At 42.0% G+C, this 26,873-nt stretch carries 21 protein-coding genes; 13 read left to right on the top strand and 8 right to left on the bottom strand.

The window, feature by feature from the left end; all coding sequences use genetic code 11:
* Positions 1-122: 122 nt before the first annotated feature.
* Complete coding sequence (locus tag I4Q58_RS04365; RefSeq protein ID WP_203294091.1) at positions 123-2,039, bottom strand: putative porin; 1,917 nt, start codon at positions 2,037-2,039, stop codon at positions 123-125.
* Positions 2,040-2,366: 327 nt separating this feature from the next.
* Between I4Q58_RS04365 and I4Q58_RS04370 the strand changes: the two genes are divergently transcribed.
* The gene (locus I4Q58_RS04370; RefSeq protein WP_203294093.1) at positions 2,367-2,975 is read left to right on the top strand and encodes a ribonuclease HII; all 609 of its coding nucleotides are present in this window, start codon (positions 2,367-2,369) and stop codon (positions 2,973-2,975) included.
* Positions 2,976-3,040: 65 nt separating this feature from the next.
* Positions 3,041-5,479, top strand: a complete 2,439-nt coding sequence (locus I4Q58_RS04375; RefSeq protein WP_203294095.1) for a hypothetical protein — start codon at positions 3,041-3,043, stop codon at positions 5,477-5,479.
* Here the strand turns inward: I4Q58_RS04375 and I4Q58_RS04380 are convergent.
* Positions 5,476-5,787: a rhodanese-like domain-containing protein gene (locus tag I4Q58_RS04380; RefSeq protein WP_203294097.1), complete on the bottom strand. Its 312-nt coding sequence runs from the start codon at positions 5,785-5,787 to the stop codon at positions 5,476-5,478. The two genes, I4Q58_RS04375 and I4Q58_RS04380, sit on opposite strands and share 4 nt — an antisense overlap.
* Positions 5,788-5,948: 161 nt before the next feature.
* On the opposite strand from I4Q58_RS04380, the gene I4Q58_RS04385 reads away from it, so the two are divergent.
* From I4Q58_RS04385 to I4Q58_RS04410, 6 genes are all read left to right on the top strand, one after another.
* Positions 5,949-8,891, top strand: a complete 2,943-nt coding sequence (locus tag I4Q58_RS04385; protein ID WP_203294099.1) for a hybrid sensor histidine kinase/response regulator transcription factor — start codon at positions 5,949-5,951, stop codon at positions 8,889-8,891.
* Positions 8,892-9,162: 271 nt separating this feature from the next.
* Positions 9,163-9,324 (top strand): hypothetical protein, encoded by a 162-nt coding sequence (locus tag I4Q58_RS04390; RefSeq protein WP_203294101.1) that lies wholly within the window; start codon positions 9,163-9,165, stop codon positions 9,322-9,324.
* A complete protein-coding gene (locus I4Q58_RS04395) occupies positions 9,321-10,634 on the top strand; it encodes an LPXTG cell wall anchor domain-containing protein (RefSeq protein WP_203294102.1) in 1,314 nt (437 codons plus the stop codon). The genes I4Q58_RS04390 and I4Q58_RS04395 overlap by 4 nt, the downstream gene beginning before the upstream one ends.
* A gap of 1 nt (position 10,635) precedes the next feature.
* A complete protein-coding gene (locus I4Q58_RS04400; RefSeq protein WP_203294104.1) occupies positions 10,636-12,405 on the top strand; it encodes an OmpA family protein in 1,770 nt (589 codons plus the stop codon).
* Positions 12,406-12,432: 27 nt separating this feature from the next.
* Positions 12,433-13,092, top strand: a complete 660-nt coding sequence (locus I4Q58_RS04405; RefSeq protein ID WP_203294106.1) for a TapB family protein — start codon at positions 12,433-12,435, stop codon at positions 13,090-13,092.
* Between the two features lie 164 nt (positions 13,093-13,256).
* On the top strand, positions 13,257-13,946 hold the full coding sequence (locus I4Q58_RS04410; RefSeq protein ID WP_203294108.1) for a hypothetical protein: 690 nt from the start codon (positions 13,257-13,259) through the stop codon (positions 13,944-13,946).
* Between the two features lie 94 nt (positions 13,947-14,040).
* Here I4Q58_RS04410 and I4Q58_RS04415 read toward each other — a convergent pair whose 3' ends face one another.
* Positions 14,041-15,810, bottom strand: a complete 1,770-nt coding sequence (locus I4Q58_RS04415) for an aromatic amino acid hydroxylase (RefSeq protein ID WP_203294110.1) — start codon at positions 15,808-15,810, stop codon at positions 14,041-14,043.
* 72 nt (positions 15,811-15,882) lie between these two features.
* Between I4Q58_RS04415 and I4Q58_RS04420 the strand changes: the two genes are divergently transcribed.
* Together I4Q58_RS04420 and I4Q58_RS04425 are read left to right on the top strand one after the other, a co-directional pair.
* Positions 15,883-16,458 (top strand): TetR/AcrR family transcriptional regulator, encoded by a 576-nt coding sequence (locus I4Q58_RS04420; protein ID WP_203294112.1) that lies wholly within the window; start codon positions 15,883-15,885, stop codon positions 16,456-16,458.
* A gap of 39 nt (positions 16,459-16,497) precedes the next feature.
* Complete coding sequence (locus tag I4Q58_RS04425) at positions 16,498-16,959, top strand: RNA methyltransferase (protein ID WP_203294114.1); 462 nt, start codon at positions 16,498-16,500, stop codon at positions 16,957-16,959.
* On the opposite strand, the gene I4Q58_RS04430 is transcribed toward I4Q58_RS04425, so the two are convergent.
* The 4 genes from I4Q58_RS04430 to I4Q58_RS04445 all read right to left on the bottom strand — a co-directional run bounded on the left by I4Q58_RS04430 (position 16,960) and on the right by I4Q58_RS04445 (position 23,572).
* A complete protein-coding gene (locus I4Q58_RS04430) occupies positions 16,960-19,560 on the bottom strand; it encodes a CHAT domain-containing protein (protein WP_203294116.1) in 2,601 nt (866 codons plus the stop codon). It lies immediately after the preceding gene.
* Positions 19,541-21,496, bottom strand: coding sequence for a PKD domain-containing protein (locus tag I4Q58_RS04435; protein ID WP_203294117.1), 1,956 nt, complete (start codon positions 21,494-21,496; stop codon positions 19,541-19,543). Before I4Q58_RS04435 ends, I4Q58_RS04430 begins: the two co-directional genes overlap by 20 nt.
* A gap of 1 nt (position 21,497) precedes the next feature.
* Positions 21,498-22,508 carry a hypothetical protein gene (locus I4Q58_RS04440; protein ID WP_203294119.1) on the bottom strand — a complete coding sequence of 337 codons (1,011 nt, stop codon included), beginning with the start codon at positions 22,506-22,508 and terminating at the stop codon, positions 21,498-21,500.
* Positions 22,509-22,579: 71 nt separating this feature from the next.
* Positions 22,580-23,572: a hypothetical protein gene (locus tag I4Q58_RS04445; RefSeq protein WP_203294121.1), complete on the bottom strand. Its 993-nt coding sequence runs from the start codon at positions 23,570-23,572 to the stop codon at positions 22,580-22,582.
* Positions 23,573-23,780: 208 nt separating this feature from the next.
* Between I4Q58_RS04445 and I4Q58_RS04450 the strand changes: the two genes are divergently transcribed.
* Together I4Q58_RS04450 and I4Q58_RS04455 are read left to right on the top strand one after the other, a co-directional pair.
* Positions 23,781-24,359, top strand: coding sequence for an RNA polymerase sigma factor (locus tag I4Q58_RS04450; RefSeq protein ID WP_203294123.1), 579 nt, complete (start codon positions 23,781-23,783; stop codon positions 24,357-24,359).
* A 7-nt stretch (positions 24,360-24,366) separates the two neighbouring features.
* On the top strand, positions 24,367-25,107 hold the full coding sequence (locus I4Q58_RS04455; RefSeq protein WP_203294124.1) for a hypothetical protein: 741 nt from the start codon (positions 24,367-24,369) through the stop codon (positions 25,105-25,107).
* Between the two features lie 56 nt (positions 25,108-25,163).
* Here I4Q58_RS04455 and I4Q58_RS04460 read toward each other — a convergent pair whose 3' ends face one another.
* The gene (locus tag I4Q58_RS04460) at positions 25,164-25,700 is read right to left on the bottom strand and encodes a lipid-binding SYLF domain-containing protein (RefSeq protein ID WP_203294126.1); all 537 of its coding nucleotides are present in this window, start codon (positions 25,698-25,700) and stop codon (positions 25,164-25,166) included.
* A gap of 182 nt (positions 25,701-25,882) precedes the next feature.
* On the opposite strand from I4Q58_RS04460, the gene era reads away from it, so the two are divergent.
* A complete protein-coding gene (gene era, locus I4Q58_RS04465; RefSeq protein WP_203294128.1) occupies positions 25,883-26,764 on the top strand; it encodes a GTPase Era in 882 nt (293 codons plus the stop codon).
* Positions 26,765-26,873: the final 109 nt, after the last annotated feature.

The raw sequence follows: 26,873 nt of genomic DNA on the forward strand, positions 1-26,873 counted from the left end.
CAGGCGTCAGGAAGGTTCGGGATGGAAAACGTATTGTTCCGTTTAAAAGTAAAAGTATAACATGAAGAATGTAAAAGAAATCTCCTCCACTTCATGAATTACGGCTGGCGATTCATGAATTGTTATAAGAAGAAATTCCAAACCAGACCAAAACGGATGATGGCATCGCGATAGGGATAGCCGGGCGCGGAAAAATATTCGTTGCGACTGCTGAACAGTTGATTGACGTGTTCGTATTTTAAATAAATACGTGTCTGACGTACCTTGGCATTAAAGAAAATATCGAACAAAGGGAAACCGCCTAATTTTTGATCGTTTTGCACATAGAATTCTGCCAACACCGGATCGTAAGCATTCATATTATATTCCGAAAACCACTTGAAATTAATCCCAGTCTGTAGAAAGAGTGCTTTCTTAAACCAATGATCCTCGTAAAACAGGGATTGCCGCGTGACAATCTGAGGAACATTAAAAATGTCCTCCCCTCCTACTTCCTGTTGAAAGGCAATGGTATTTGCCAAGGCAAAAACCCCATATCGAAAGGTTTTTTCAGCTTTTACCTTCAAATAATTGATACGTTCAGAAGCCTGCTGTGGGGCGGGCGTTAACCCAACTTCAGGTACAGCGAAATAGGCATAATCGTCAATTCCAGTGTAGCTGACCTTCGCCTTTCCCCACTTTTCAGAATAGAGCTCGAAGGCCAACTCCTGCGTCTTCACATTATCAAAACTGGTTTGCCAGTTATAGTTTTCATAATCGTTTTGGTAGAGCAAAAAGTTATAGTTCGGTGCGGCAGAATGAATGCGTGTGCTTGCCTTCACCCCTAAATCATCCGTAAAGTCGAAAGAAGCCGATCCTTCCAAAAAATTACCGGCTAAATCGCCCGAGAGATTGATGCCTCCTCGACCGGAAAGCTCAAAACCACGATAGCGCTTCTGATAGCCAGCGGTAAACTGTACCACATCTGCCTGGATACGGTTCGAAATACGGCCCTCATCCAAAATCAATATGGAATTATAGCCATAATTCAAATTGGTATAGCCCAATGAAGCATCGATTCTTCCAAACAAATGATGGTCCCACCTGGCATATGCTTGTGCATTGAATTCTTCTAAGGTCGTTCGTGTTCGTAGGTTTTCATTTTCGTAGGAAGGCCCAAAACCCTCAAAAGGGGTATCTTGGGAGTAACGATAGTAGCGGTCCTCAAACTTCAACCGATTTCCAATGGCCAGAATAGAATGCGCCACACTATCCCGCTGAGAGATCAATTCATATTCATGATCCATGTAATAGCGTTGTCCTTCAATCTTATTCTCGGCATCCTCGAAATTTACATCCAATCGACCACGATCCTCGAATTCTGGGTCATCGTTCACAAATAGCGGTATGGAAGTTGGTGCCAATCCACCGTTCTCTTCATTGAGAATATCCTGCGCGGTAAAATGCGTACGAATTTTATATCGATTGTCTTTCGTATGATAATTGGCGGTGAATCTAAAATTTCCCGTACTCGTTAGGATGCTCTGGTAAATACCCAGAGAACGGACACCCTTATATGCTACACTAAAATTAAATTGCGGTGAGGTATTCACGGTGAAAAAGGCATCCAACTGCTGTCCTTGCTCAAAAGCTGTCTTAAAATATAGTTCGGTCAGTGGTGTGGGCACGTTGTAATACGAAATATCTTCCGTATCCATATAATTAAAGTGATGCGACTGTGCCACGAATTTTGGCAATAGGTTCGTATCCTCAAAATTATAAACGAGTGTATTATACGCTTGTCCAACGTTGCTAAACGGCAATAATTCAAAATGATCGCGCCTTAGGTAATTGAATTTATACTCCTTTTGAATACTAAGCGATGTATCCACAAAGGTGGTATCACGATCATACGAAATGATTTTGTAATACTCAATCGGTGGTTTCTCCATCGGCGGATTCGGACTCGTATCCGATTGATTATTCCCTAGAGGAAGGGTTTGCGATAGCATCGAAAATGGTAGCAATAGCAATAAGAGGCGAAGAAAGTGGGTATTCATGTATCGCAATCAATTTTGGCAAAGGTAACGGTTTTTGCGTTCGTACATTCACTTGATTTATAACGGGATTTTTTAAAAGATGTTGGGTGTTGCCCGTCCGTACCGAACGCGTATGTGATTTTAGTCGCAGGTACGTTCGGGCGGGGGTGTTGGGTGTTCCCTCCTTCGGCGGGCTAGGGGTGTTGGGTAAAAATAAAAGAATTCTACTTACACAATCTATACTCTATACTCTATACTCTATTTTCTTTGCCCCTTTGCCTCTTTGCTCCCTTGGAATTTCAAATTTGAGATTTGTAATTTACCCAAGGCTCTTTGTATTTTTGCCTCATGCTGAAGTTGAAGATCAACGATCATCTTTTGGAGTGTGGAACCGATGAAGCGGGAAGAGGATGCTTGGCAGGACCTGTTACTGCTGCTGCCGTAATCTTACCGGATGATTTTAGTCACCCCTACCTTACCGACAGCAAACAGCTCACCGAAGCAAAACGCTTGGCATTGCGGGAAATCATTCTTTCTGAAGCGGTCTGCTACAGCATTCAGCATGTGATGATGGATGAAATCGATAACATCAATATTTTAAACGCTTCCATTTTAGCCATGCATCGCTGTATCGAGGATCTCTCCTATCCACCACAGTTTATCGCCATCGACGGAAATCGTTTTAAACCCTTCAAAAAAACACCTTTTGAATGTGTCATTAAAGGCGATGGCAAATACCTTCATATTGCTGCTGCATCCATCTTGGCAAAGACCGAGCGGGATGCCTATATGAAAAACCTTCATTTAGAGTTTCCTGAATATGGTTGGGATTCGAACAAGGGCTATCCTACCAAAACACATCGGGCTGCCATTCGTGAATTCGGCCCAACGCCCTATCATCGAAAAAGCTTTCGCTTGTTGCCAGAACAATTGAAAATACCACTCGAAAACTGTTGAAAACACGTCAATAAACTGTTTTCAAACCGCTACCAATTCGCTTTAATCTATCGTATTTTTGGGATATGAACCGAAACCTCACTTATTTTATCGGTCTGCTATTGCTATGGAGCCTCGTTGCTTGCGATGCTACAGTAGCGAAAAAGGCACCGCTGGAGAACTTCATTCCTTCCGATTCTGAATTGGTGCTAAAGATCAATGACTTCAACACCCTAAAGGCAGATTTATCCAATAACGAGGTATTACAAAAATTTGTAAGCGACATCGAATTCCTTCAGAAAGAGAATCCGTTTTACAATCAGCTTCACCCTAAAGGAAGCAGCATCATAAGTTTCACTAAAAGAAATGATAGCGTAACCGACATTACCTTTGTTTCCCATTTGGACAGTAGTTTATTTCAACTCGATAGTATCAAGGATCGATCTGTGGAGACCTTAGTAATCGATTCGGACACCTTACAGCGTATTGTTCTTCAGAATAAAACCATGACTGCTACCCGCAAAGACAGTGTGTTTATCGTCAGTAGTTCCCAAAAAATCGTTCAAGACTTACTGAATTCCAAATCTAACGCTTCCCCTTCATTCCAAAAAGCCTATCAGGTGATGCAATCGGCAGAAGTTATGCTGTTGAACCCAAAACCGAAATGGCGTCAGAACGATTCCTTATCCTTTACCCTTGCCTCACAATTGGCCTTAGACCTAAAGCTTTCACCCTCGTCCATCCAAGCTAACGGAATTGTACTAAAGTCGACCGACAGCACCGAACTGCTTTCCATTTTTGAAGGTCAGCTTCCGCAATCGAATGAAATTGCTCAAGTAGCCCCAACCTCCGCACGATCGGTGTTTTCATTTGGCTATAGCGACGCGTCACGACTGCTTCAACAATTGGCAAAATTTAGAGGCGATTCCACCGCTACAACACCTTCACCCATATTGGAATCGCTAAAGGAAATCGCTGAGATTTCAGTGCCCGAAGGAAACGCAATCGCCATGCACAGCATTGATCCTTCCCTTACGGAAGAAGCCTTTGCCCCTTTTCTTTCAGAAATTGAAAGCTTCCGAAATACAACGTTATACAGTTTCGATCAACCACAGTTTTTTAAGGAAACCTTTCAACCCTTGCTTACGATAGAGGCCTCTATTTTATTTCAATTGGAAGACTTTTTCCTCTTAGCAGAAAACCAAGCTGTAGCCGAATCGCTTATTACGGCCTATACGAATGAAGCCTGTGTAAATAGCATGCCCTATTATGAACAAGCATCGAAACAGCTAAGTTCGGCGACTACCTTGGCATGGATGCGCTTTCAAGATCAGGCACCGAGTTTGTTCACACAATTATTATCAGAATCTTTTGCTGAAAAAATGCAGGCGAGTTCTTTTTCAAGTTATCCTTTTGCCATGCTTCAGTTTAGTAACGACCGTGATTTTGCGCATGTGAACTTGGTATGTTCCGAAGTGAAGTCTTCACAGCAAATAGCTTCATCAGGGGTAAGCGAACGCTTCAATGTTGCGCTGGACAAAACAGTATTAAACGGCCCCTATTTCTTCAGCAACCATCGTACAAACGGATTGGATGTGGTGGTTCAGGATATTGGAAATACGTTGTACTTAGTTTCCGAAGAAGGTAAAACCCTTTGGACAAAACAACTTGAAGGGCCGATACTGGGGAAAATTCAGGAAGTCGACATCTTGCGAAATGGTAAAAAGCAGCTCGCTTTCGCCACCTCACATAAAGTATACATATTAGACCGAACAGGACGTCCCGTAGCGCCATTCCCCATGAGCTTTCGGGACGAAATTACGCAACCGCTTTCGGTATTCGACTATGACAATAATCGGAACTATCGGTTTGTTGTGACCCAAGGTCGGGAGTTGTTTATGTACAATCAGAAAGGACAGTCGGTAAAAGGGTTTACTTTCGACAAGGCTTCATCAGAAGTCGTACTGCCGCCACAACATATTCGGATGGGCAACAAGGATTATATAATTGTGGCAGAAAAGAATGGGAAGCTCAATATTCTTCACCGAACCGGAAAGACACGGGTTACCGTAAAAGAGAAGTTTGAATTTTCAGATATTCCTATCGCAGAGGAAGGAACCTCTTTTGTTATTATCACAAAAGACAATACCAAGGTTTCTATCTCGCAGAGCGGAAGGGTTGAACGTCAGCCATTGAATGTTTCCAATAGCTATCATTTTGCTGTTCAAGGTGCTATAAAAGCTACCTTGGACGATAATCTGCTTCGCATTAATGGAAAATTGATTGAATTGCCGTTTGGAATTTATACCGCACCAAAGTTATATCGTATCGGTCGTGAAACCTATGTAACGGTGACGGAAACACAGGAAAAACGAACCCATGTTTTTACGCGTTTAGGAGAAAGCGTTTCGAACTTTCCTGTATATGGAACAAGTGAAGCCGAAATTGCAAGTCCGAGTAACAGCTCACGAAAATACCTAACCGTTCGCGGCGACGAAAATCACGTGTTGCTGTATTCTTTTTAGGAATCTAGTTTTTTATAAAGGGAATGCCAGCCACCGCCATTCATAACCTCGATATTATGTTTGCGGAGAATGGCCGCAGCACTTCCGCTTCGCATGCCACTTGCGCAACAGGTAATAATCGGCTTATCCCATTTTTTTATTTGGGCTGCCTTTGAAGTAATCTGCTGCAATGGAATATGCTTAGAACCAGGAATCGCCCCGCTATCATATTCGGCCTTTGAGCGCACATCGACGATAATGGCATCGCGCTCTTGAAAGTCTTTAATCTTTTTTGTTTTATCTCCGAAGAGGAAGCTCAGCAATCCCATAAAAATCTGTTTTTGCAATTCTATTAGTGCGCAATGGCGCCTCTAAAAATACGATTATCCTCACTTTTGGAAAAGCATTTCTGCCTACAGTTAAAACAGGAAACCTATTCAACTCATATTCATAATATTATCTATATTTATAATGACAAACCTTTTTCAGTGTGAAATCGCTACTTTATATCTGTTGCCTTTTTGTGGGCTTTTCACTGGGTGCACAGGCTCAAAACAGTAATTTAAAAACACAGGATTCACTGCTGTTATCTTCCTATAAACAGAAAATAGCGCAGTATGTCAATCCCCTTCCGGACAGTGCCCTTTACTACGCTCGCAACTATAAATCGGTTGCAAAAGACCTCGATTATGATATTGGAATCGCCGATGGCGATTATCTTTTGGGCGCCTGTTATAAACGCATTGAAAAGATTGATAGCGCTATTTTCCATTTTCAAAAATCGAGGGAGCTCTCGCAGAATATTCAATATGATTTGGGGAAAGGCAGGGCCTTAAACAACTTGTCGCGAACCTATTATGTGATTGGTAAAATGGATAGTTCTATCGTTTCAGCTAAGGAAGCGATAGAGAGCGTCATCCCAATAGAGAATCCCAGCGCAAAACTCATACTAGCAGATTCCTATATAGCATTATCGACAGCCTATGCTCGAAAAAATATGATGAAAGAGGCGATTGAGCCACTATTGTTAGCCGATTCGCTTCATCGTAAATCACCGTTACGCCCCGATATCATTGCCGCTGCATATCAAGCCTTAGGCAGTATTTACTTAGATTTGGAAGAATACGATTCTGCCGTCACTCAATTTGAAAAAGCCAATAGCGAATTTTCAAAATTACCGGAAACGGTTGTTCCATTTTATCTGAACACCACCAATGTTTTTATGGGAAAAGCATTTTTGGAAAATGATCAGCTCATCAAGGCCGATAGTTTACTGAGGCAGTCTTATTCGTACTTTACAAAAGCAGAGGATTTTCGTCTTGTTGCCGAAATAGCGACTTACTTGGGACAACTCGCATTAAAGAAAAATGACCCCATTCAAGCAAACTCTTTTTATGAAGAAAGCTATAGGTTACATAAGGCAAGTGAAAGACCTTATGAAGCGGGATTGGCCGCTATTGAATTGGCAAACTTATCGCTTTCCAAAAATCAACCGGATAAAGCATTACAGTTTCTCAACGATGCCGAATCATTGAATGCAGAAGCGCAGAACAGTCGATTACGTCAAGACATTCTCTTTAGCAAAGCGGAAGTATATAGTTTGAAAGGAAATTATAAGCTCGCATTTAATCTTAGTCGTCGTGCCAAAAAACTACAGGATTCCCTTCAAAATGTTCAAAATGCAGCCCAAATTAAAGAGATTGAAGCCTTATATGAAACTGAAAGTCGGGATCGAGAGATTGCATTGCTTACTTCCCAGAATGAACTGGCTGCCCAGCAAAAAAAGAATCAGCGAAATTTATTTGCAGCAGGTTTGGGGGTTACAACGCTGGCAGGTTTGTTTTTCTTCTTTCAATATCGCAATCGACAGAAGACCACTCGTAAGTTGAAGGAGCTGGATCGTGCGAAGTCTACATTCTTTGCTAATATCTCTCATGAATTTCGCACACCGTTGACGCTTATTAAAGGACCTTTAGAAGATCAATTGGAACGGCAACAGCAACAGGATGCTTCACGGAAAAACCTTTTGAATGCGCATCGCAGTGCTGAACGGTTGGAGCGATTGGTAGAACAGTTATTGGCTTTGTCTAAGCTCGAGAGTGGGACGTTCAGTCTTCATGTTCAACCCGATAGCTTATATCGTTTTTTGAGTGTTCAAGTGGAAGCGTTTCATTTTCTGGCAGCTGAACAAAACATCACCATCACTACCGATTTCAATCTAAAAGAAGAAGAGCTTCATTGGTTCGATCGCGATGCATTGGAAAAAATATGTGTCAACCTTATCGGAAATGCTTGTAAATACACTCCTGAGAAACATTCCGTTTTGGTTGAAGCAGCGGTTGAAAAAGGATTTCTGCAACTTGCCGTTCAGAATACGGGAGTGCACTTTAACGAACACCAACAGGCGAAGGTCTTTGACCGATTTTATCAAGTTGAACAGCACGGCAGCGGTTCGGGTATTGGTTTGGCCCTCACCAAGGAACTGGTCGAATTACACAAAGGCACTATTCATGTTGTTAGTGAAGCGAACGAAATTACGTTCCGAGTAGCACTTCCTGTAACACAATCCTATTTTTCAGAAAAAGAACAATTACATGAGCAATGGCATCTTTCTGATGATACAGAAATTATCCAACCTGAAATCGTTCCAGAAGTAGAAGAACTTTTATTGGAAGACGCCCCAGTTCTTTTGATTGTAGAGGATGCCAGGGATGTTCGTGAATACATTGCGACTATTTTTGAAAGCTCCTACAAAGTCATTACAGCAGAACAAGGCGAGGAAGGCTTCTCGATAGCGAAAGAAGTGGTTCCCGACATCATTATTAGCGATGTCATGATGCCAATTTCAGATGGCTTCGAATTTACCCATAAATGCAAATCGCATCAGCTTACATCACACATCCCCATACTTCTTTTAACAGCAAAAGGCAAAACAGCCGATCAAATTGAAGGCTTGGAAAAAGGTGCCGATGCCTATGTAAAAAAACCCTTTAGTCCGAAACTTTTAAAAGCGCGAGTGGAAAACCTTTTGGAAAACCGTCGAAAGCTCCATGAGCGTTTTTCCCAGGAATTGATACTGGTTCCAAAAGAAATAAAAGTTTCATCTCAAGAAGAGAAATTTTTAAAACGGTTACAGGAGGTATTGGACAATCATGTAACCGATCCTGATTTTACCGCTACAAAATTTAGCGAACAGATGGGCATGAGCCGAATGCAGCTTCATAGAAAGCTGAAAGGCATCATAGGAGTTAGCAGTACGGAGCTACTAAAAGACCAACGCCTAAAACTTGCTAAAAATCTTCTCAAGGACAACAAAGCCTCCATTTCAGAAATCGGATATATGGTAGGCTTTAATGATCCCTCCTATTTTAGTAAGTGTTTTAAACAAGCGTTTGGTACTGCTCCCTCGGCCTATGTAGAAGCGTCTGAATAGCTTTTAGCAACCCTTTCTATTCTTCATTGTTACAGATGTTTTAGTGATTGTTACATTCTTACCAGCCGAATATATACTTCCCCAATACATTTGAGAAGCATTAATGATATGTTCGTTTTATGCATAGTTTTTTACTCCCTGCATAGTGAATGCCTTGTTGCGATCAAAAGTAATTAGGGATACTTCAAAAGTGCTACTATCCATTAAAGAATAGGGGATTGCTTTCTTTTCCTTATCCAGATGATAGTAAATTTTCGTACTCCCCACTTTTATGAAGAAGCAAGAAACAATTTATGAAGCGAAGCTTCCATGGATTCCAGGTCAGCATATTTATTTGGATACCAAAAATTTAAACGAGGGGTCGTACACGCTTCACATTAAACACGGAAATAAGATCATTAAACAAACGCATTTTCAAATTAAAGCAACATGAAAACTGTACTCGCAACGCTCATTTTTATGATGTGCATCTGCTCCACCACATGGGCACAACCTTTTACCTTAGACAAAGACTTAAAGCCATTCCTATTGGAGTTAAAACCCAATGAAAACGGTAAGGGAAAACTCGTTATAACAAATGCCGACTTAAATTCTGAAACACTTTATTATTATGTAAAGGGACATACCATGTTTGAATTCGTGGATGTGTATGTTTTTAGCAACTACAATAATGCCTCCTTTACGGTAGAATTGGTGGATAGCAATTGGAAGGATGTCGTCTACTCCGAAAATACTGCAACCGCAGAAGAAGGAATCGTGAATTTTAAATTTAGGGATTATGGCGATTTTGGTATAAGAATTATTCCTGGCGACGAGGCCGCTAATATTACGATTGCTGCCAGTACCACCGAACCCTCCAAGACATATCTCCCCTCACCTTTTGTAAAGATGAAGGAGTCGGAAGCAGCGGTTACCAATACTGCCGGTATGGCCTCGCAACCATCAGGTACTACAGGCGAAAGCACACCGATGTGGATGTATATTGCCTTGGGAGTGGCAGGGCTACTTATAGCGCTTCTGGCAGGCGTACTACTAGGCAGGCGAAAAAAGTCCGTTTCGTTACTGCTACTCCTATTATGGGGAGGATTTGCTATGGCCCAACAACATGATGGAGTTATCTGGCATGATAAGGACACGTATGAGGACTGGTTGGATTCTGAGCGACCAAGCAATAGCAATATTCCAAATCCTATAGAAATGGGAAAACGATGGGATAAATTCGAAAAAGACCTTAGTAGCAATACCGATAAAGCGGTAGGAATGTATACAATAGCTACATCTATGTATGATAAATATCAAGGGTTGACCGATTGCTTGAGCAATACCCCTCCACCTGGTGCCCCAAGTATTCCTAGCTTTTGTGAAACCCAACAATGCAAGGATTGCTTTGTGGATGCGCGAAACCTGTTACAAGAGAATCGCTATACATTCGAGCAGCTTAAAACCATATACAGCTGTACTTCCGATTTTGCCAACACAGCCATTGCTTTCGGAAACAGTTTTTCAACGCTGCCGGGCGGGAGTGGAATAGGATGGAGTTTTCAACGAATAAAAATTGAAAAGTCGCTTAAGACCTTGAAAAAGTCTTATGACAAAAAGTATAACGAACTCCTATCCTCACAGTTTGACATTCTTATGATGTTGAATGATTGTGAAGCACAACACGGTATTCCAGACTGGTACGATCGTTTTGGACATTTATTGCATGAATATACCTCCATGGCCTATAAAAGACCCAACTAAGATGAAGTCATTATCAATAGTTATCATATTCGCGTTATTGCTTTTTCAAAGCTGTAAAGAGGCAACTGAAACCGAAATCGCAGTACCAGAAGCAACCATATCTGAAGTTTCGGAAGAAGAGGATATCGACCTATTTTCAGAAGTTGATGAAGCAGGTTGGGAAATGAGTGCGGAAGCAGAAGAAGGGCTTCAAGCTTTTGAAAAATTTCTGGAAAGCACTGAAACATTCGCTATCGAAATAAAGTATGAGCGCTTGCTGAAAAAACACGGCCTTGATCGCGAAGAGGTCGAGCATCTTCAAAAATTGATATCGACCAATCGGAATAGCAACGATTGGAGCAACTCGGAAGTACTGACTGCCGATTTCAAAAATAGAATGGAAGAAGCAGGCGTTTCTTTATCCCTTGAAGAAGCCGAAGCCTTGATTGAAGCAAGTGAAGCGAGCAACCGGCAAGCATTGACCTCAAAATACAACACACTCCAAGCCCGAGGGAAGATTAATGAAGCCTTACAGCAATTAGGAACACGCGAAGAAGGCTTTTTGGAAGAAAACCTCAGCACCTATAACCGCAACGATAATAAGAAACGGCTTACGACACTTTCAAAATTGGCGAAGAGTACTTCAGAAACAGAAACCCGTGCAGTACTGATGGACTATTACCAAATTTCCGAAAAGGAGGTTCGGTTATTGGAATCCGTTCCGGCATTCTTCAACAAAATCCCTTCAGAGAAAGAAGCAAAAAGTGCCAACGAATACCAATTTCCAAAAGAAATTAAAGACCATTTGAATAGCGGCCAAGCAACAGGTCCATTTCAAACGTTAGTTACCGAGGCTTTGGAACAAAAAAGAACCTTGGCTAGTAAATTCATCGAAGAAGCTTCAAAAGCTCGAAAGCGTTTCTATCATGAGAATCCTGAGTGGGACAATGCCAGTAACTCGGTAGACAACACTTATATAGATGAACGAGGGAACTTTATTTTTCTACCCATTGGCGATCGCTCATTTGCCGATGTCATTGCTTCACAAGCAATAGGTAGAGGTGGGGCCCATCCTGAAGGTGCTTTAGGAGTGCCGGATATGTCCATCCAACGGTTTCACGATGTAGACCCGAACATCTGCAATCTCGGACTATCAGGAAGTATTACCCTCAAATTCATCGATAATACGCTTACCGATGTAAATGGACCTGATTTATATGTTTTTGAAATGGGCGCTATTGAACCTACGAAATTGGAAATTTCAAAAACGGGCAGCGAATGGATAGAAGTGGGCAAAATAGAGGGAGGAACCGCGAGTGTGGACATCGCACCTTATGTTTCAAAAGCTGACACGTTTCAATACGTTCGCCTTACAGATCTGAAGACCCCCAGTGGTATCCCAGGGGCCGATATTGATGCGGTGGCTGCCATTGGAGGCGCTATGCTCTTATCGGTAAACAGTTCGGTACTGTTCGATTCTGGGTCCTATTCGCTTCGGGATTCCGCTGTAGCTGCGCTTTCAGAACTTTCGGAGACCATTCAACAATTTCCAAAAGGGATGGTGGAAGTACAAGGTCATACCGATAGCGATGGTAGTGCAGAACAAAACAAGACACTCTCCTTAAAACGCGCACAGGCCGTTGCTCAAGTATTAAAAAAGCAATTGTCTGATGGCTTCACCATAACATCAAAAGGGTTTGGTGAAACAAATCCGATAGTAGAAAACAATTCCCCAGAAAACAAACAAACAAATAGAAGAGTTGAAATTCTCATTTCACCCAAAAACCACTAAAATTAATTCAGTATGAAACCGACATGTATGTTAACCGTATTATTCCTAATTATCTTCACTATTGGCATAGCGCAAGAATGCAGCGACTTTTATCCATTTGAAGAAGGCACCTCCTTTCAAATTACCAGTTATTCGAGAAAAGGGAAGACCGCTGCCGTGACAGATTATACCATAACCGAAACGAGCGCCTCATCAGCTACGGTGAAGAGTACCTTAAAAGATGACAAAGGTGAAGTATTGAGCGATGGTGAATTTGTAATCCATTGCAAGAACAATGGTGTTTCCATGGATGTTAAATCGCTTCTGAACCCACAGCTTTTTGACCAATTTAAGGATTTCAAAACCGATATTTCTGGAACTGATATCATAATTCCGAACGATCTTTCCGTAGGAATGGCATTGCCCGATGCCACCATGAACATGGCAGTCGATATGGGCGGAATTTCTATGAAAATGGATGTTTCCCTAACCGATCGAAAAGTAATTGGCGAAGAGTCGGTCACAACTCCAGCGGGAACTTTCGACTGTTACATCATTAGCTATACCTCCAACATCAAAATGGGTATGAATCGTACCGGTACTGCCAAACAATGGTTTGCCAAAGGTGTGGGTATGGTAAAACAAGAAGATTATAATAAAAAGGGGAAAATTACCAGCAGTAGCGAACTGACCAAATTTAGCAGGTAGTAGACAGCTCATTACGAGTAGAAGACCAAATTATTTTGCCCTTTTAGCTACCTACATAGCCGGTTTTCTTCTCTACACACTAGTCGATGAACTATCCATGTGTTTTTGAAGAAAATTGAACGATAACCTACTTATGCTATTCGTACTATCTAAATTAAAATAGCATGAAAACTAACATTTTACTTTTAGCAACACTATTCCTTGCTTTTGGAATGAGTGCCCAAGTGGGGATCAATACTACCGATCCTCAGACAACCTTAGATGTAAATGGCGATTTTCGGGTACGGGCAGTCCCGGATAATTCAGCTACTAGCGACCAATATTTAGTAGTGGATACAGATGGATATGTAAGAAAAACAACTTTCGATATAAGCGGAACATTTATAACAGAGTTCCTTGGACGATCGACATCGGATGATGATTCCGTCCCAGCTTCCACCGTAATATCAAGAATAAACAATATTGGTGGTTTTTTTAACCAAGGAAATTTTAATGAAGCCTTCAGTTTCTTTACACCACCGGTTACTGCGAATTATAGAATTACCATGACAATTACGACACGTAGGCTAGGTTCTCTAGCAATACCAGAAAATTACGTTTTTGGATTTGCAAGGTCAACTGGTACAAGCGAAAATGCTGGTCAGTGGGTGGCACGCTTTTCAATACTAGGCAGCATTGTGGCGGATGCAGGTTTTCAAGGTCACACGGCAACTTTTACCGCTATTGTACCCCTAATAGCATCTCAATCCTATTATTTTGGACACGCGGCTGATACCCGAATATTTGCATTTACCGGTGGAAGCACCGGAAGTGCTCCCGGCACGTATTATGCTATCGAAAGATTGGTGCAATAATTTATCAAGTACGAGGCACAGCTTTTCAAAAGAGCATGGGTTGTTTTTGTAATGATTGAATAGTTGCTGCGGATATCCTTTATTGAAAGGAGGTTTATTGTTTTTCCAACAACAATAAACCGTCATCTATTAGGTGCGCTTTGTTAGGGAATCTCTTTTTTAATGCTAGTAAATGTTGTTGAACAGCATTGCTGAGTTCATTTTCTTGAGTGGCAATCAATTCAAATATCTCCAGCGGAAGCAACCAATCGGAAGGATGGTTTTGTTGAAGTTCTTGAAATATTGTTTTTACTTTTGAAAGTAGCTTTTCCTTTGAAACCGTCTCACGTTGCTCTCTTAGCGCACGAACTGAAGCATATAAACGAATCAAGGATGCTTCTTTTTCCGAACGCTTTGGCTTGACCGTTTCGGTGGTGCTAGGATTGTGCAAGGCGGTTGGAAAACTGAGATAATCGGCAGCTCCAGCAAAGGCTGAAACAATCTCCTTCCCCACTGCCATATCGAAATCGCCCTTTTCTGGCGAAAACAACACCTCATCGCCATACTTCACCGTACAGTCTGTAAATTGAATAAGCATCAATTCCCCACGAATATTCCGCATCCCCGTTACGTTCATCCCTTCTACGGTAATGCCACTTTCAAACTCGAACGCAATCGGCTTCCCATCATAGAAATTATAGGCCTGCAAATCGCGAGGCCCCATGTTTTCAATAGCCAGATTGATTTTCTTCAATTTCCCCAAAGGCGACCGAAAACCATTGTCGTGGCGTTTAATACCATGCCCGATAACCTCTTTCTCACGATACGCAAGCGCTGTGGGACCTTCGGTTTCAAAATACACTACCTCGTTATCTTCATTTTGAATCATTCTAGTGAAAATTCCGCTTACTTGAAGACCGGTACTTAGTTCGATCGTTCCGATTTGCTTGGAACCGATCAATTTCTTCAATCCTCGCCACCCTCCTTTTCGTAAGGCCATGGTATTCGCAAACTCTTCCAAGACTTCTTGTAGGTATGCGAAATCGGGCGTTACAAACAATTGTGGTTGTGGCTTCGTAATGTCGAAATCCTGATAGGCCGCATCGATGGAATAGGGAACTTTCTTCACCTCATCCTTCATACACCAAGTGCTTTCACCAATAGAAGACAGTAGTCCAGCGCCATAGATTTTAGGCTCATCAACCGTTCCTACCAAACCATATTCTACCGTCCACCAATGCAGGTTTCGAATCAGTGCTATTTCTGAAGGTTCGGTTTCTTTCTGCTGTAATTGCTCCACTTTTCTTTCGGCGGCATCAATTTCTTCTTCGGAAGTACCTTCCGCTTCCTTCAGTATAGAAAGTTCTCGAACGGCTTCGTACAATTCAATATCATGGGCGCTGGAGATAGCTTTGGCACCCACTTCACCAAACCGTCGAAGATACTCCGCATAATCGGGACTTGCAATGATGGGAGCATGACCCGCACCTTCATGAATGATATCGGGAGCAGGTGTGTATTCAATGTTTTCTAACTGCCTGATGTCACTAGCAATTACCAACACCTTATACGCCTGAAACTCCATAAAGGCATTCGGCGGAATAAACCCATCCACCGCAACCGCTGCCCAACCGATTTCCTTCAAAATACGGTTCATACCATACATACTAGGAATAGCGTCGATTGAAATTCCGGTCTTTCGCAACCCTTCCACATAGCTATCGTGGGCTACCTTGCTTAGGTAATCGACATTCTTACGCATCACATACCGCCAAACCGCCTGATTTATCGGCGTATATTGTTCATAATCTTGGGGTTTGATATACTGCTTTAAATGTGGTGGTAACCTATCTAAAAGTTCATTCGATTCGATGCGTGTCTCCATAGCTATCAAAAGTAGCGTAGCCACGTGGGCTTTCCAAGCGCTGAAAAGCATTATTTTGTACCTTGCATTCAAATGAAAGTCTCCACCCGGAAAGAGGAAATTATCGCTGTTGCATCCCGACTATTTAAGGAAAAAGGATATACGGCCGTTACCATGCGTGATATCGCCTACGCTATGGACATGAAGGCTGCAAGCCTATATAATCACATTTCAGGAAAACAAGAATTGTTGCACTCTTTGGTCATGCGGGTGGCCCATGCCTTTACCGATGGCATGGAGGAAGTGATACACAGGACTTCCTCACCACTTTCAAAAATCACCCGGATTATCGAAATCCATATAGACATCACCGTAGCGCATCCCGATGCCTTGGCAACCATGAATAACGATTGGATGCACCTGGAAGAGGAAGCACTGCATCGTTTTGTAGCAATGCGTGATGCCTATGAGCAAAACTTCAGAAAGATTTTAAAAGAAGGTATGGACAAAGGTGAATTGGAAAATCGACATCCTGAAGTAATGCTATTCTCGATACTATCTACCCTGCGAACGCTCTATCTTTGGTATCAAAAACGTGGCAAGGTAGATGAAAACGTATTAAAACGCGATATGACTGAAGTTCTGTTGAAGGGAATAGTGAAACGATAACCTAGCCTTCAACCGTTCGCAATTTGCTATTTTTGCGGCATGCAACCCGACAATTTTACAACCGAATTTTTTGGTATCGGTATTCAAAATGGCAAGACACCCGAAAACTTAGGGGTGTTGTGGCGAACGGCACAAAATATGGGTGCCAGCTTTATCTTCACCATAGGAAATAGATATGCCAATCAAGCCTGCGACACCCATAATTCGGTAAAGTCGATGCCCTATTTTCACTATAAAACCTTCGATGATTTCTACAACCATCTTCCCAAGGGAGTCCGTATTGTGGGGGTTGAAAAAACGGAAGATGCAGTTCCTCTGGAAGATTTTGAACACCCAAAACGCTGTGTGTATTTACTAGGGGCTGAAGACCATGGCCTATCGAATCAAGCTATCGAAAAATCACATTTTCTGGTTCAGTTTGAAAGTGAATACAGTTTGAATGTAGCCGTGGCCGGAAGCATTGTGCTATACGATAGAAGCAGACAGAAATCTCGTCAGTGATCACCTTCGAAAGAAGCGGAGGGCAACAAAACCAATCGGCAGGAGTACTAAGAACCACCAATACGAAAAGGAGGAGGATGAATTCGGTTTTTGAACCTCCCCAAAATAAGAAAAGGCGGCCCAATAGTAGGGCGATTTTTTAGGGTTTGAAATGTTCCCATCTTCAAGATATGCCCGTTTCGCTTCACTATTTGCGGTGAAGGCAGCATGAGGCTCAGACAATTCTTCATAAAAATTTTCCATTACTTCGGCCGTGGCAAGATCGTTTACTTTCCAAAGGGTGACGACCACATTTTGTGCTCCGGCGTATTGGAAAGCGCGTGCCAAATTGATGGGCCCTTCACCTTTGTATAAAGCACCCACTCCCGTTTCACAGGCGCTAAGCACTACCAATTCCGTCTTCAAATCGAGACTGTACAGTTCCTGTAGCTGAAGCGATTCATCATAAAATTCAATACGCGCCGGACGTGAAGCCGTTCCGCCGTAGGCGTGACTAGAAATATGAATGCCAGAAAACTTTGGAAGTTGATCGAGAAAATTCTGTCTGGTTGCGGCTTCATTTATCAACACCTCAGCATCCAAGGCTTTTTGAAATGCTTTTGCTTCTTTTTTTGAAAAGAATAACTCGTTAGGCGTTCCCTCAAAAACAGGGAATATTCCCAACATTTTAATTTCTTCACCCGAAGTGGTTTCCTTTGAATAGTGCATATATTGTAAAAGTGAAGAAGCATATGCGGTGTTGTACGATGTCACCAAAAATGGCATCTCCTCAAATTGGTTGGAAGCGGAAGGTTTCGTTAACAGCGCATCGAAAGGAACAAAACTTAAAATCCCATCTGGAACAAGGATTAAATTTGAAACTTCACTTTGTTTTGAAAGTTGAAGTTTTTGAAACAGATCGAAAGCTAATTTCTTGTATCGGGAAACATCATTAGTAACCGTTTCAGGAGCGTCGAATAGTGAAACAAATTCTTGAATCTTCTCGTGGAACCCATTTTGAAGTGAAACTCGGTTCCATTGAAAGGAATCGCTTGTCAGTTCAAACACATAAATAGATTCTTCACCATAGAAGAATTCATAGGCGACAGCCTCATCTTTGACTAAGCGTTGCTGTACTTCAGCCAGAGAGAATAATTTATCATTCGTACTATATTTTTGTTTAATGTCTTTACGAACTTCCTTTAGCTGAATGGTGAGGCGACTGATTTCTTCGTTTATAGTGGTAATTCGAGGCACTTTGTTTTTACGCTGCGCATGCACCAACTCTCTCACCATGGTTTCATAGCGGAACGATAGCTCACGCTCCTTCTCCAAGAGCGTATCGCTAGGATATTTCGCGCGTAATTCCCGTTTCGATAGCGATTTAGAGAGCACCGAAGCCTTGCTCACATCGGCCCATTGTAGCGCTTTTTCGAAAAGATCTTTATTCTTCGTTTCAGAATACGCTTTGTAATAAAGTTGAAGTACCTTTTCAGTCCGTTTCCTCGCATCGGAAAGTTGAAGGATTTGGGTCTGTTGTGCCGTATATTCAGCTTGTAACAGTCGTGAAACATATTGGCTTCTTTCGTAATAGGCTATCGCTTTGTCTGGGTTTTCCGTTGCGTGTAGATCGCCAAATTGATCGAAAATGCCAATCAAGGTAGTTTCTCCATAGAGCCAGTCAATAGCAGGCAAAGAACTATCAGATTGAGGTAACAAAAGCTTCAAGGCAGCGTTGAGCTCCTGCATTGCTTCCCTTTTCCTGTTGATCAACCGATAGACATCTGCCTTTTCCAAATGAAGTCGGGCCAAGTCCCTTGCTGAAGTATTGTCTTGTTGGAAAAGCATTTCTTCTGCCCTGTTCAGTAGTGAAATAGCTTCCGAATAGTTTTTATGCACTACCTGTACTTGTGCATTAAGTTTTAATTCTGAAACCGTCGGCTCCTGAAATTCTTGTTGCAACTGCTGAAGGATTGCGGCTGTCGTATCCACCTTTTTCTGCGCCATATAACTCACCGCTGCATTATTCAATAGTGTTCGACGCTGTGAAGCTGTCAGTGCTTCGACATCGAGAGCATTTGAAAGTAAGTCGGTGGTCAACTTGAAGTAGCCGGAAGCATTATATACAGTCGACAAGTTCAAAATTCCCGCTACTTTTTGAAAGGAATCGCCCTTTTCTTCAGCCAAATCGATATAGGTCTTTATAGTACTTTCCGCACTGTTGAAAGCGCCTACCTTCGTATACAAATTACCGAGGGGCTGTAAACAATAGGCAATGATGTCGTACCCTTTCAGGTTTCGATTTTTAAATAGTTTCCATGCCTGTTCGTACTGCTGAATAGCCTCCGAAAGCTTCCCAAAACGTTCAAAATAATAACCTTTATTACAAAGAAGAATCACGTACGCCAAGGCTTCATCATTTGACGAAATTTGCTTCGACATCGCTTCTTCTTCACTTTTAAGATTTTGAAGATAGGTAAGGGAAGGATTCGCTACCAAGCTATCCACTTTTTGATAGAGTTGCTCCTCCAATTGCTGCGAAAACCCTTCACTCCAGAAAAGAACCACCGCTAAAAGCAATAGTGTAGGTAAAATACACTTCCTAAAACTTCCAAATAGCATACAGCTGTAGTTGTTGATGTGGCTCGTTGAAGTAATAGATATAGCGCGCTCCGATACTCGGACCGATACGTACAAATCCGGCATTGGCGCCTACAAATACGCCGGGTTGGAAGTTGACGAAACTACAATCTTTCTTGAGTTCCATCGAAATATCTTGCGTCTCATCGCGAATGACGACATTCTCGTTAGGGATTTCTAGGAAATATTCGCCCGTAGTATTGGTTTCGGTTGTTTCGGAAAGATCGACTTTCAACTGAGCGCCACCGGCAACCGCTAGATAGTTATTTAGATTGTATCGATACGAGATAGGGACCAGATAGGCCGAAATGTTCCGTATCTCCTTCGATTGGGTAAACTCGTAGGTATTGGTAAAGGCTTCATTAACCACTTCACTTTCAGAAAAGGTTGAAAGTTCATCGAAAGAACCTGCCCCAACCATCAATTCGGCTTGCCAATAGCCACGATACGATTTAAAAGGCGAAACGGTAACCCCAGCAAAATATTCCTGTTCTTCGGTTTCAAAAGTGTAGTGAAAACCTGCTTTGGCACCGATGGAAAGGCCCGGTTTAAAGCGTGTGGTCGCGTAATTGGTAATAATCGGTTCGTTCTTGTCGAAGTAGATCGCTGTCCGGCTTTTCGTTTTCGTCTTGTGAAAATCCTTATTTAACGCAATTCTATACTTCACGAAACCCTTGGTAGAATCGTATTCCTTTACATTTTTCTGTTCACTTCCGGGTAGGTAGATATTTTTAAATGTGAAAACAGCTTTGTTCTCCGCAAAGGTGGTATCCAAACAGCTATACTGTACCTCTCGCTCATCGGGACAAATGGGGCATTCGGGATATTGGTCGACTACCTCGATGGTCTTGGGATTAAACATTTCCGGAATATCGGTATCCAGTTTAATCGTACTGGCGGGACCTTCACCATTATTCTGAAACTTGATTTTGAAGAGAAACTTCTTAAACCGAACCAGACGATAGTTCATAATCGTTGCGTTGGAGGCCATTTTGTTTGGGTCGTGACTGGTTACGACTTCCATTTCCGTCTCTTTCACATTGTGATTGGGGTAATCATCATCTGGCACATAAATACTGCGCACCTTTACGATGGCACTTGTATCTTTCAACATTTCGGGCGTTGCTTGTACGGTGAAGAAGATATTGCGCTGTTCATTCGGTTGCATCTTATCGAAACTAAAGGCTTCGTAATTTTTATATTCTTCCTGTGATTCTTCCAAGGTGGCTGGTAAATTGACGCGTTCTGTCGAATCCTTCAAAATTTTGCGTTGGTTGAAGGTTTCCAGGGAAGCATAGTCAGAACCATCATCTGTTTTCTGAAACTGAACTGCCAGCGGTTCGACAAGTTGCTTTTCGCCATGATAGGTCCGAATGTCCGAAATCTGAAAGTGATCAGTTTTATATTTCCTTTCGTTGAAGAAAAGGTAGAGCTTTCCACGGGTTTCATAGGCTTTCGGATTTTTATATCGCATGACAAGTACGATTTCCTCACCTGGTACCGGATCGCGGTTTCGCTTTATATCTAAGGTATTCTCCATCGAAGCTTCCTCTTGATAATCGTCTGTAACGTCCGATACCGATACCTTTTCAGGTCTCGTGGCTGGTGGTTTCCCATTATCATAATGATTGGTTACCCAAAGTCGGGCTTCATATTCACCTTTCTCCTTATAGGAATGCTTGGGTTCTTTTTCGGTACTGTAGCGACCATCGCCAAACTCCCAATAGTAAGAATAATATGCTTTGGGAGCGCCAGCCATTTGGTTTAATGGGGGAGTTTGTGGTGAAAACTGCACTTCATTGCCCATAACATCATATCCGATGACAGCCGTTCGTATTTGAAGGCTATCGGCGACCGTTTGTGCTATTCCAAAAAACGGAAATAATAGAACGCAGTAAATGAGAACCCTTTTTTCCATGTTATGGCAGTTCATTTAGTAATTGACGAAAAGCTGAAGGCGAGGCAAGCCCCGTTTCTTGAACCGCAAAAATGACCTGTTGGTTCTCCTCTATGATGAGTTCTCGAATGGCATATCGGAAATCGCCATCCTCTTCAGAAATAAAAATGATATACACTGCTAAGCCAACCGGAAATTCACCATAGAGATAGCCCAAACTATTGGGTTCTCCCTGTAGCGCTAGATAGACATTGCTGTTTTCTTGTGAAAATTCCTGAGGTAGAAATACCTCAATTTCGGTTTTTGGATCTGGAAAATTTGCAAAGCGATCGCAATTGAACCATCCCAAAGAATTGAAAAGTGTGATATAGGCCGGATTTCCGACAGGATCTTCACCTAAAAAGAACTCACCGTTCTGAGGTGTCCAAACCACGTCACCATTGGCATTTTCTTCTCCCGTAAAAGCGGTCATTTCTGGGTCTTCGCCTCCCGTAAGGTCTGTAGGTACCGTAAGCAAGGTTTCACATTCCAATGTAAGTGGATTTCCATCCTGAAAGGCTTCAAAATAAAACATCCCGCCTGAAATTAGCAATTCGAGATTTCCGTTAGCATCAACTCCTACGGTACTGGCATTGGCAGCGAGCATTTCACCTCGATTGAAAAATTCGGTCACTTCGAACGTAATCTCACCTTCCACCGGAGCTCCATTGAAGCTTAGGCACTGTGCTGCCACATTTATAAACACACCGTTTTCCGTTTCTATGGTAAATGGTTCAGAAGCATTCACCACGAATTGTTGGGTTACACTTTCGAAGGAGGCTTGCTGTAGCTGTTCGAACTCTTGCGGCGTTGGTGCCTCAAATGCTTCGGCTTCGGTAACGAACATCTCCTCCTCGCAATCCGAACAGGAAACACAAAACATCAGGGTACTAACTAAAAGGATAAATGATAGGCTCAGCGTCTTCATAGCTGAAATGGTTTTGGTTGTCAGTAACATATTGGCATTGTTAAAGTTCCGAATAATTTTCGACATAGCAGTAATGAGTTCGAGCGCCGCTCCACAAAAGTGGTAACGACGCTCTTCCTCAACCTCTGGGGCAACTTTTATGGCAGGGCTTGAATGGCTGCCACCATTTCGGCTCTTGTTCCTGTTTGGGTTTCTTCGTAGCTAAAGACATACACATCGTTTTCAGCAACGGTCACCCCTTGGATTGCCCATCGGTACTCATCATTCTCTTCTGTTACGAAGATCACGTGCATTTCCAATCCGACAGGAATTTGTCCGTAATGTTCCGAAAACAACCCTGTGTTTTCGTCGTAGGTATCTAATTGTGCCAAGGCATTTTCTTCACCGTCATACGAAAGGTATACACCACTATTGGTATTATCGTACCCTTCTGGAACATCTACTTTAAGGGTGGTCTTCGGACGTGGGTCGTTATAGAATCGGTCTACGTTTGTCCATCCAAACTCATCGAAGTACGCATAGTATTGATTTCCTTCTGCGAACACACCTTCTTCTCCATTCGCACCTGCATCGTTTTCTCTCCATTCTACATCACCGTCTTCATTTACGGTTCCATCCCACAAGATCATTGATGGATCTGGCCCACCGGTCAGATCTGCTGGAATTAAAAGGGTCATGTTACAAGTGCTTTGGATCGATTCACCATTTTGCTTGACATCGATATAAAAGGCTCCACCGGTAAGCAGGAGGTTCTTATCGCCGTTAGGCATTACTCCCATGGTCGATTTATTCGCCGTTAGCATGGTTTCGCGGTCAAATACCTCCACAAATTCAACGGTGGCGGGTCCGGTGGCTGGTTCTCCATTACTAAACAGGCAGTTTCCGTTGATGTTTACTTGTACGCCTTTTGGGGAGATAAAGGAAATTCCATCCTCCGCATCAAAATCGACTCGAAGGGTAATATCCTCTAGGGCTTCATCCTTAAGGTTGTTGTAGTCCTCACGACTTGGCGCGATATAGGGAACACCATCGTCGGTTGGGATTCCATCGGAATCATCATTTACTTGACAAGAAGTAAAAGAAAGGGCAGTTGCAAAAAGGGCTGTAAAAATTAGTTTTGAAGTTTTCATGATTTCTAAGTTTTAAATGAAACATTTTTCGTTGTTCGCCCTTATATCCATTTCACCTGAAAAGTGTTACCCCTAATTTTTAAATTTTTTTCTGAAATCTTCCTCAGACCTTACCATTACTGACATTAGCGTTATAATTTTTTTTTAAAACAGAAAGGAAATCTCCTTTTGAAGTTAATTTTCTACCTTTAAGTGAAACTAGCTGCCTTTGCAAAACAAGAATGTTCATAGTGATCAACGCTACGTCGACGGGCTTGCCCAAAACGATACGGCCATTATCAATGCTATTTATAAAAACTTCGTTCCGAAGGTGGTCGGGTATATCCGCAAGAACAGCGGATCGGAAGCCCAAGCCCAGGATTTGGTTCAAGAGGTGTTAATGGTAATCTACGACCAAGCCCACCAACAGGATTTAAAATTAACGTGTCCGTTCGATGCGTACTTCTTTCTATTGTGTAAGCGAAAATGGTTCAATCAATTGAAAAAGAAACGGCTTCAGAAGGTAACAATCAACGAGGAAATTGTATCTGAACATAAAGAAGCCGATCAGTTTGCCTTTGAAACCACGGTTTTTGAAGAAAAGCAATCGCTATTTAACGATATGTTCAAAAAACTGGGCAAAGCGTGTCAGGATTTATTAAAGGTGGTTTTCGAACTGGATGATATGCAGAAAACCGCTGAAAAATTGGATATTTCCTATGCTTACGCCCGAAAAAAGAAATCGTTATGTATCGGTCAGCTAACCGAATTGATCCAAGCTTCACCTAAATATGAACAATTAAAATAGCCCGAAGATGGACGCCGACACCTATTTATTATTTGAAGACTATTTGGACGGAAGGCTCTCCGATGAAGAAAAGCGAATGTTTGAAGCCCGGTTGACTTCTGATGCCGAATTCCAGAATTCCTTTACGACTTATAAGGAATTGAACGCCTTTGGCAAACATACCATCGGAAAGGCCACGGAACGTGAAGACTTCCGACAGAACATAGCAAAGGTTGCCAATGATTACGCTCGTACTGAACCTACAACAATTTCAAAAATCCGTCAGCTTCGCCCGTGGCAATATGCCGCGGCCGCAACGGTATTAGTCTTGATCGCAATTTCCTATTTCCAGTTTTTTGCTATCCCAACGTACGATGATTATCGCGAATTTTCACCTATTAGTATTAGTGTTCGCGGTACTGAAAGCACGTCAGAATTACTACAGCGAGCACAAACCGCTTATAACAACGAGAATTTTGAAGCCGCAGCGGTGGCCTTCACCCGACTTCGAAATGCAGGGGAAGGTTCGCCAGAGATCCTATTATATAATGCGATTGCGTTGACGGAAAGCGACGAAGAGGAAACAGCTGCCGAATTGTATAATGAATTAATGAATGGCGACTCTGTGTACGCCGAAGAAGCGATATGGTATGCCGCCTTAAACCGCTTGAAACAAGAAAAACATAGCTTGGCAAAAGAACTGCTCAAAAATGTACCGAGTACTTCACCTTACTATCAGAAAGCACAAAAGCTTCAGAAAAAGCTATAAAAAAATCACCATCGTATTACTACAATGGTGATTTTATATCTGTTATGTTCTAAAAATTACATCTTCGACATGGGTGTAAAATCGAATTCTTGTCCACCAACTGAGGCTTCAAGACTTAATCCTGCTTTCGGCAATACAAAAACCTTCACGCCATCTTCGTAGGTAGATTCCTTTGCAGCACCTTCTTTAATAAGCACAGCTGATGCCTTTGTAGATAGACTAAAATCGTCATCCTTAAACGCATCATATTCAGCTTCATTCTTAAAGAAAATGATTTCGCTATAGGCTTCTCCACCTACTTGTGCGCCAACATCAACTTTCTTCATATTTGCCATTCCTACTGCACGGCCACTTTCATAAACCACACCATTTCCAGATGCTCCGCCAACTACGAGTGCTCCTTCTCCGACATTTGGAAAAATTACATACGCTTCAGCAGTTGAAAAATGTTCTTTGATATTTGGATCTTTATCCATGAATGCAGCTTTTGCTTTTTCAGCATCTTTCATCAATTTTTTATCTTCTTTCGACTGTGCAAATACTGTTACGCTAAATACTAATGCGAGTATTGTTATCAATTGTATCCTTTTCATAATCATTTCTTTTGTTAGGTTTACATCAATTTCTATGTCAAGATACCTATCGAATTTCGCTTGATACGTTAAGAGGCTGTTACAATAAATTAAAGGTATCATAAGGCAATCCCTATGCTCGGATACGATTCTCAAAATACCGTTGCATAATTTTGATGTACCTTTGTAAAAAATAGCATTGAATGGCGCATAAAGCAGGTTTTGTAAATATTATTGGAAATCCAAATGTTGGGAAAAGCACCCTTATGAATGCCTTTGTCGGCGAGCGTTTATCGATTATTACCAACAAATCGCAAACCACACGTCATCGGATACTCGGCATTGTTAACGGTGACGATTTTCAGGTGTTATTTAGCGACACGCCTGGTATTATCAAACCCGCTTATGAACTTCAAGAGAGCATGATGGATTTCGTGAAATCTGCCTTCGAGGATGCCGATATTCTGCTTTATATCGTGGAATTGGGTGAAAAGGACTTGAAGGATGAAGGTTTCTTCAACAAAATAACCCATACGAAAATACCGGTATTATTACTGCTGAATAAAATTGATAAGGGCGATGAAGCCCAGTTGATGGAAGCATTGAAGGTTTGGGAAGAAAAAGTTCCGAATGCAGAGATTTTTGCCATTTCAGCTTTAGAAAATTTTGGGGTGAAGGAAGTATTTCAACGAATATTGGAACTACTACCAGAAAATCCGCCCTTCTATCCCAAAGATCAACTCACCGATAAGCCCGAACGTTTCTTTGTAAATGAAATCCTTCGTGAAAAGATCTTGATGCACTATAAGAAGGAAATCCCGTATTCTGTGGAAATCGAGACCGAAGAGTTTTTTGAAGAGGATGAAATCATCCGAATCCGTGCGATTATTATGGTCGAGCGTGAAAGTCAGAAAGGAATCATTATCGGTCATAAAGGTTCGGCGTTAAAACGTATTGGCGTTGAAGCGCGTAAAGACCTTGAAGCCTTCTTCGGAAAGCAGGTACACCTAGAAACCTATGTAAAGGTGAACAAGAATTGGCGAAGCGACGAAAAGCAGTTGCGGCGGTTTGGGTATAATAAGTAGCTGTAGGCTGTAGGCTGTAGGCTGTAGGCTGTAGGTTGTAGGTTGTAGGTTGTAGGTTGTAGGTTGTAGGTTAAAAGATGTTAGAATTAGTATGCTCTCATAATTCTGA

Source organism: Luteirhabdus pelagi (assembly GCF_016827595.1).
GTDB classification, from domain to species: Bacteria; Bacteroidota; Bacteroidia; order Flavobacteriales; family Flavobacteriaceae; genus Luteirhabdus; species Luteirhabdus pelagi.

What these genes read in the sequence shown, in the direction of transcription:
- I4Q58_RS04365 (WP_203294091.1), bottom strand. Translation starts at nt 2,039, where the DNA reads ATGAATACCCACTTTCTTCGCCTCTTATTGCTATTGCTACCATTTTCG.
- I4Q58_RS04370 (WP_203294093.1), top strand. Translation starts at nt 2,367, where the DNA reads ATGCTGAAGTTGAAGATCAACGATCATCTTTTGGAGTGTGGAACCGAT.
- I4Q58_RS04375 (WP_203294095.1), top strand. Translation starts at nt 3,041, where the DNA reads ATGAACCGAAACCTCACTTATTTTATCGGTCTGCTATTGCTATGGAGC.
- I4Q58_RS04380 (WP_203294097.1), bottom strand. Translation starts at nt 5,787, where the DNA reads ATGGGATTGCTGAGCTTCCTCTTCGGAGATAAAACAAAAAAGATTAAA.
- I4Q58_RS04390 (WP_203294101.1), top strand. Translation starts at nt 9,163, where the DNA reads ATGAAGAAGCAAGAAACAATTTATGAAGCGAAGCTTCCATGGATTCCA.
- I4Q58_RS04395 (WP_203294102.1), top strand. Translation starts at nt 9,321, where the DNA reads ATGAAAACTGTACTCGCAACGCTCATTTTTATGATGTGCATCTGCTCC.
- I4Q58_RS04400 (WP_203294104.1), top strand. Translation starts at nt 10,636, where the DNA reads ATGAAGTCATTATCAATAGTTATCATATTCGCGTTATTGCTTTTTCAA.
- I4Q58_RS04405 (WP_203294106.1), top strand. Translation starts at nt 12,433, where the DNA reads ATGTTAACCGTATTATTCCTAATTATCTTCACTATTGGCATAGCGCAA.
- I4Q58_RS04410 (WP_203294108.1), top strand. Translation starts at nt 13,257, where the DNA reads ATGAAAACTAACATTTTACTTTTAGCAACACTATTCCTTGCTTTTGGA.
- I4Q58_RS04415 (WP_203294110.1), bottom strand. Translation starts at nt 15,810, where the DNA reads ATGGAGACACGCATCGAATCGAATGAACTTTTAGATAGGTTACCACCA.
- I4Q58_RS04420 (WP_203294112.1), top strand. Translation starts at nt 15,883, where the DNA reads ATGAAAGTCTCCACCCGGAAAGAGGAAATTATCGCTGTTGCATCCCGA.
- I4Q58_RS04425 (WP_203294114.1), top strand. Translation starts at nt 16,498, where the DNA reads ATGCAACCCGACAATTTTACAACCGAATTTTTTGGTATCGGTATTCAA.
- I4Q58_RS04430 (WP_203294116.1), bottom strand. Translation starts at nt 19,560, where the DNA reads ATGCTATTTGGAAGTTTTAGGAAGTGTATTTTACCTACACTATTGCTT.
- I4Q58_RS04435 (WP_203294117.1), bottom strand. Translation starts at nt 21,496, where the DNA reads ATGGAAAAAAGGGTTCTCATTTACTGCGTTCTATTATTTCCGTTTTTT.
- I4Q58_RS04440 (WP_203294119.1), bottom strand. Translation starts at nt 22,508, where the DNA reads ATGTCGAAAATTATTCGGAACTTTAACAATGCCAATATGTTACTGACA.
- I4Q58_RS04445 (WP_203294121.1), bottom strand. Translation starts at nt 23,572, where the DNA reads ATGAAAACTTCAAAACTAATTTTTACAGCCCTTTTTGCAACTGCCCTT.
- I4Q58_RS04455 (WP_203294124.1), top strand. Translation starts at nt 24,367, where the DNA reads ATGGACGCCGACACCTATTTATTATTTGAAGACTATTTGGACGGAAGG.
- I4Q58_RS04460 (WP_203294126.1), bottom strand. Translation starts at nt 25,700, where the DNA reads ATGAAAAGGATACAATTGATAACAATACTCGCATTAGTATTTAGCGTA.
- era (WP_203294128.1), top strand. Translation starts at nt 25,883, where the DNA reads ATGGCGCATAAAGCAGGTTTTGTAAATATTATTGGAAATCCAAATGTT.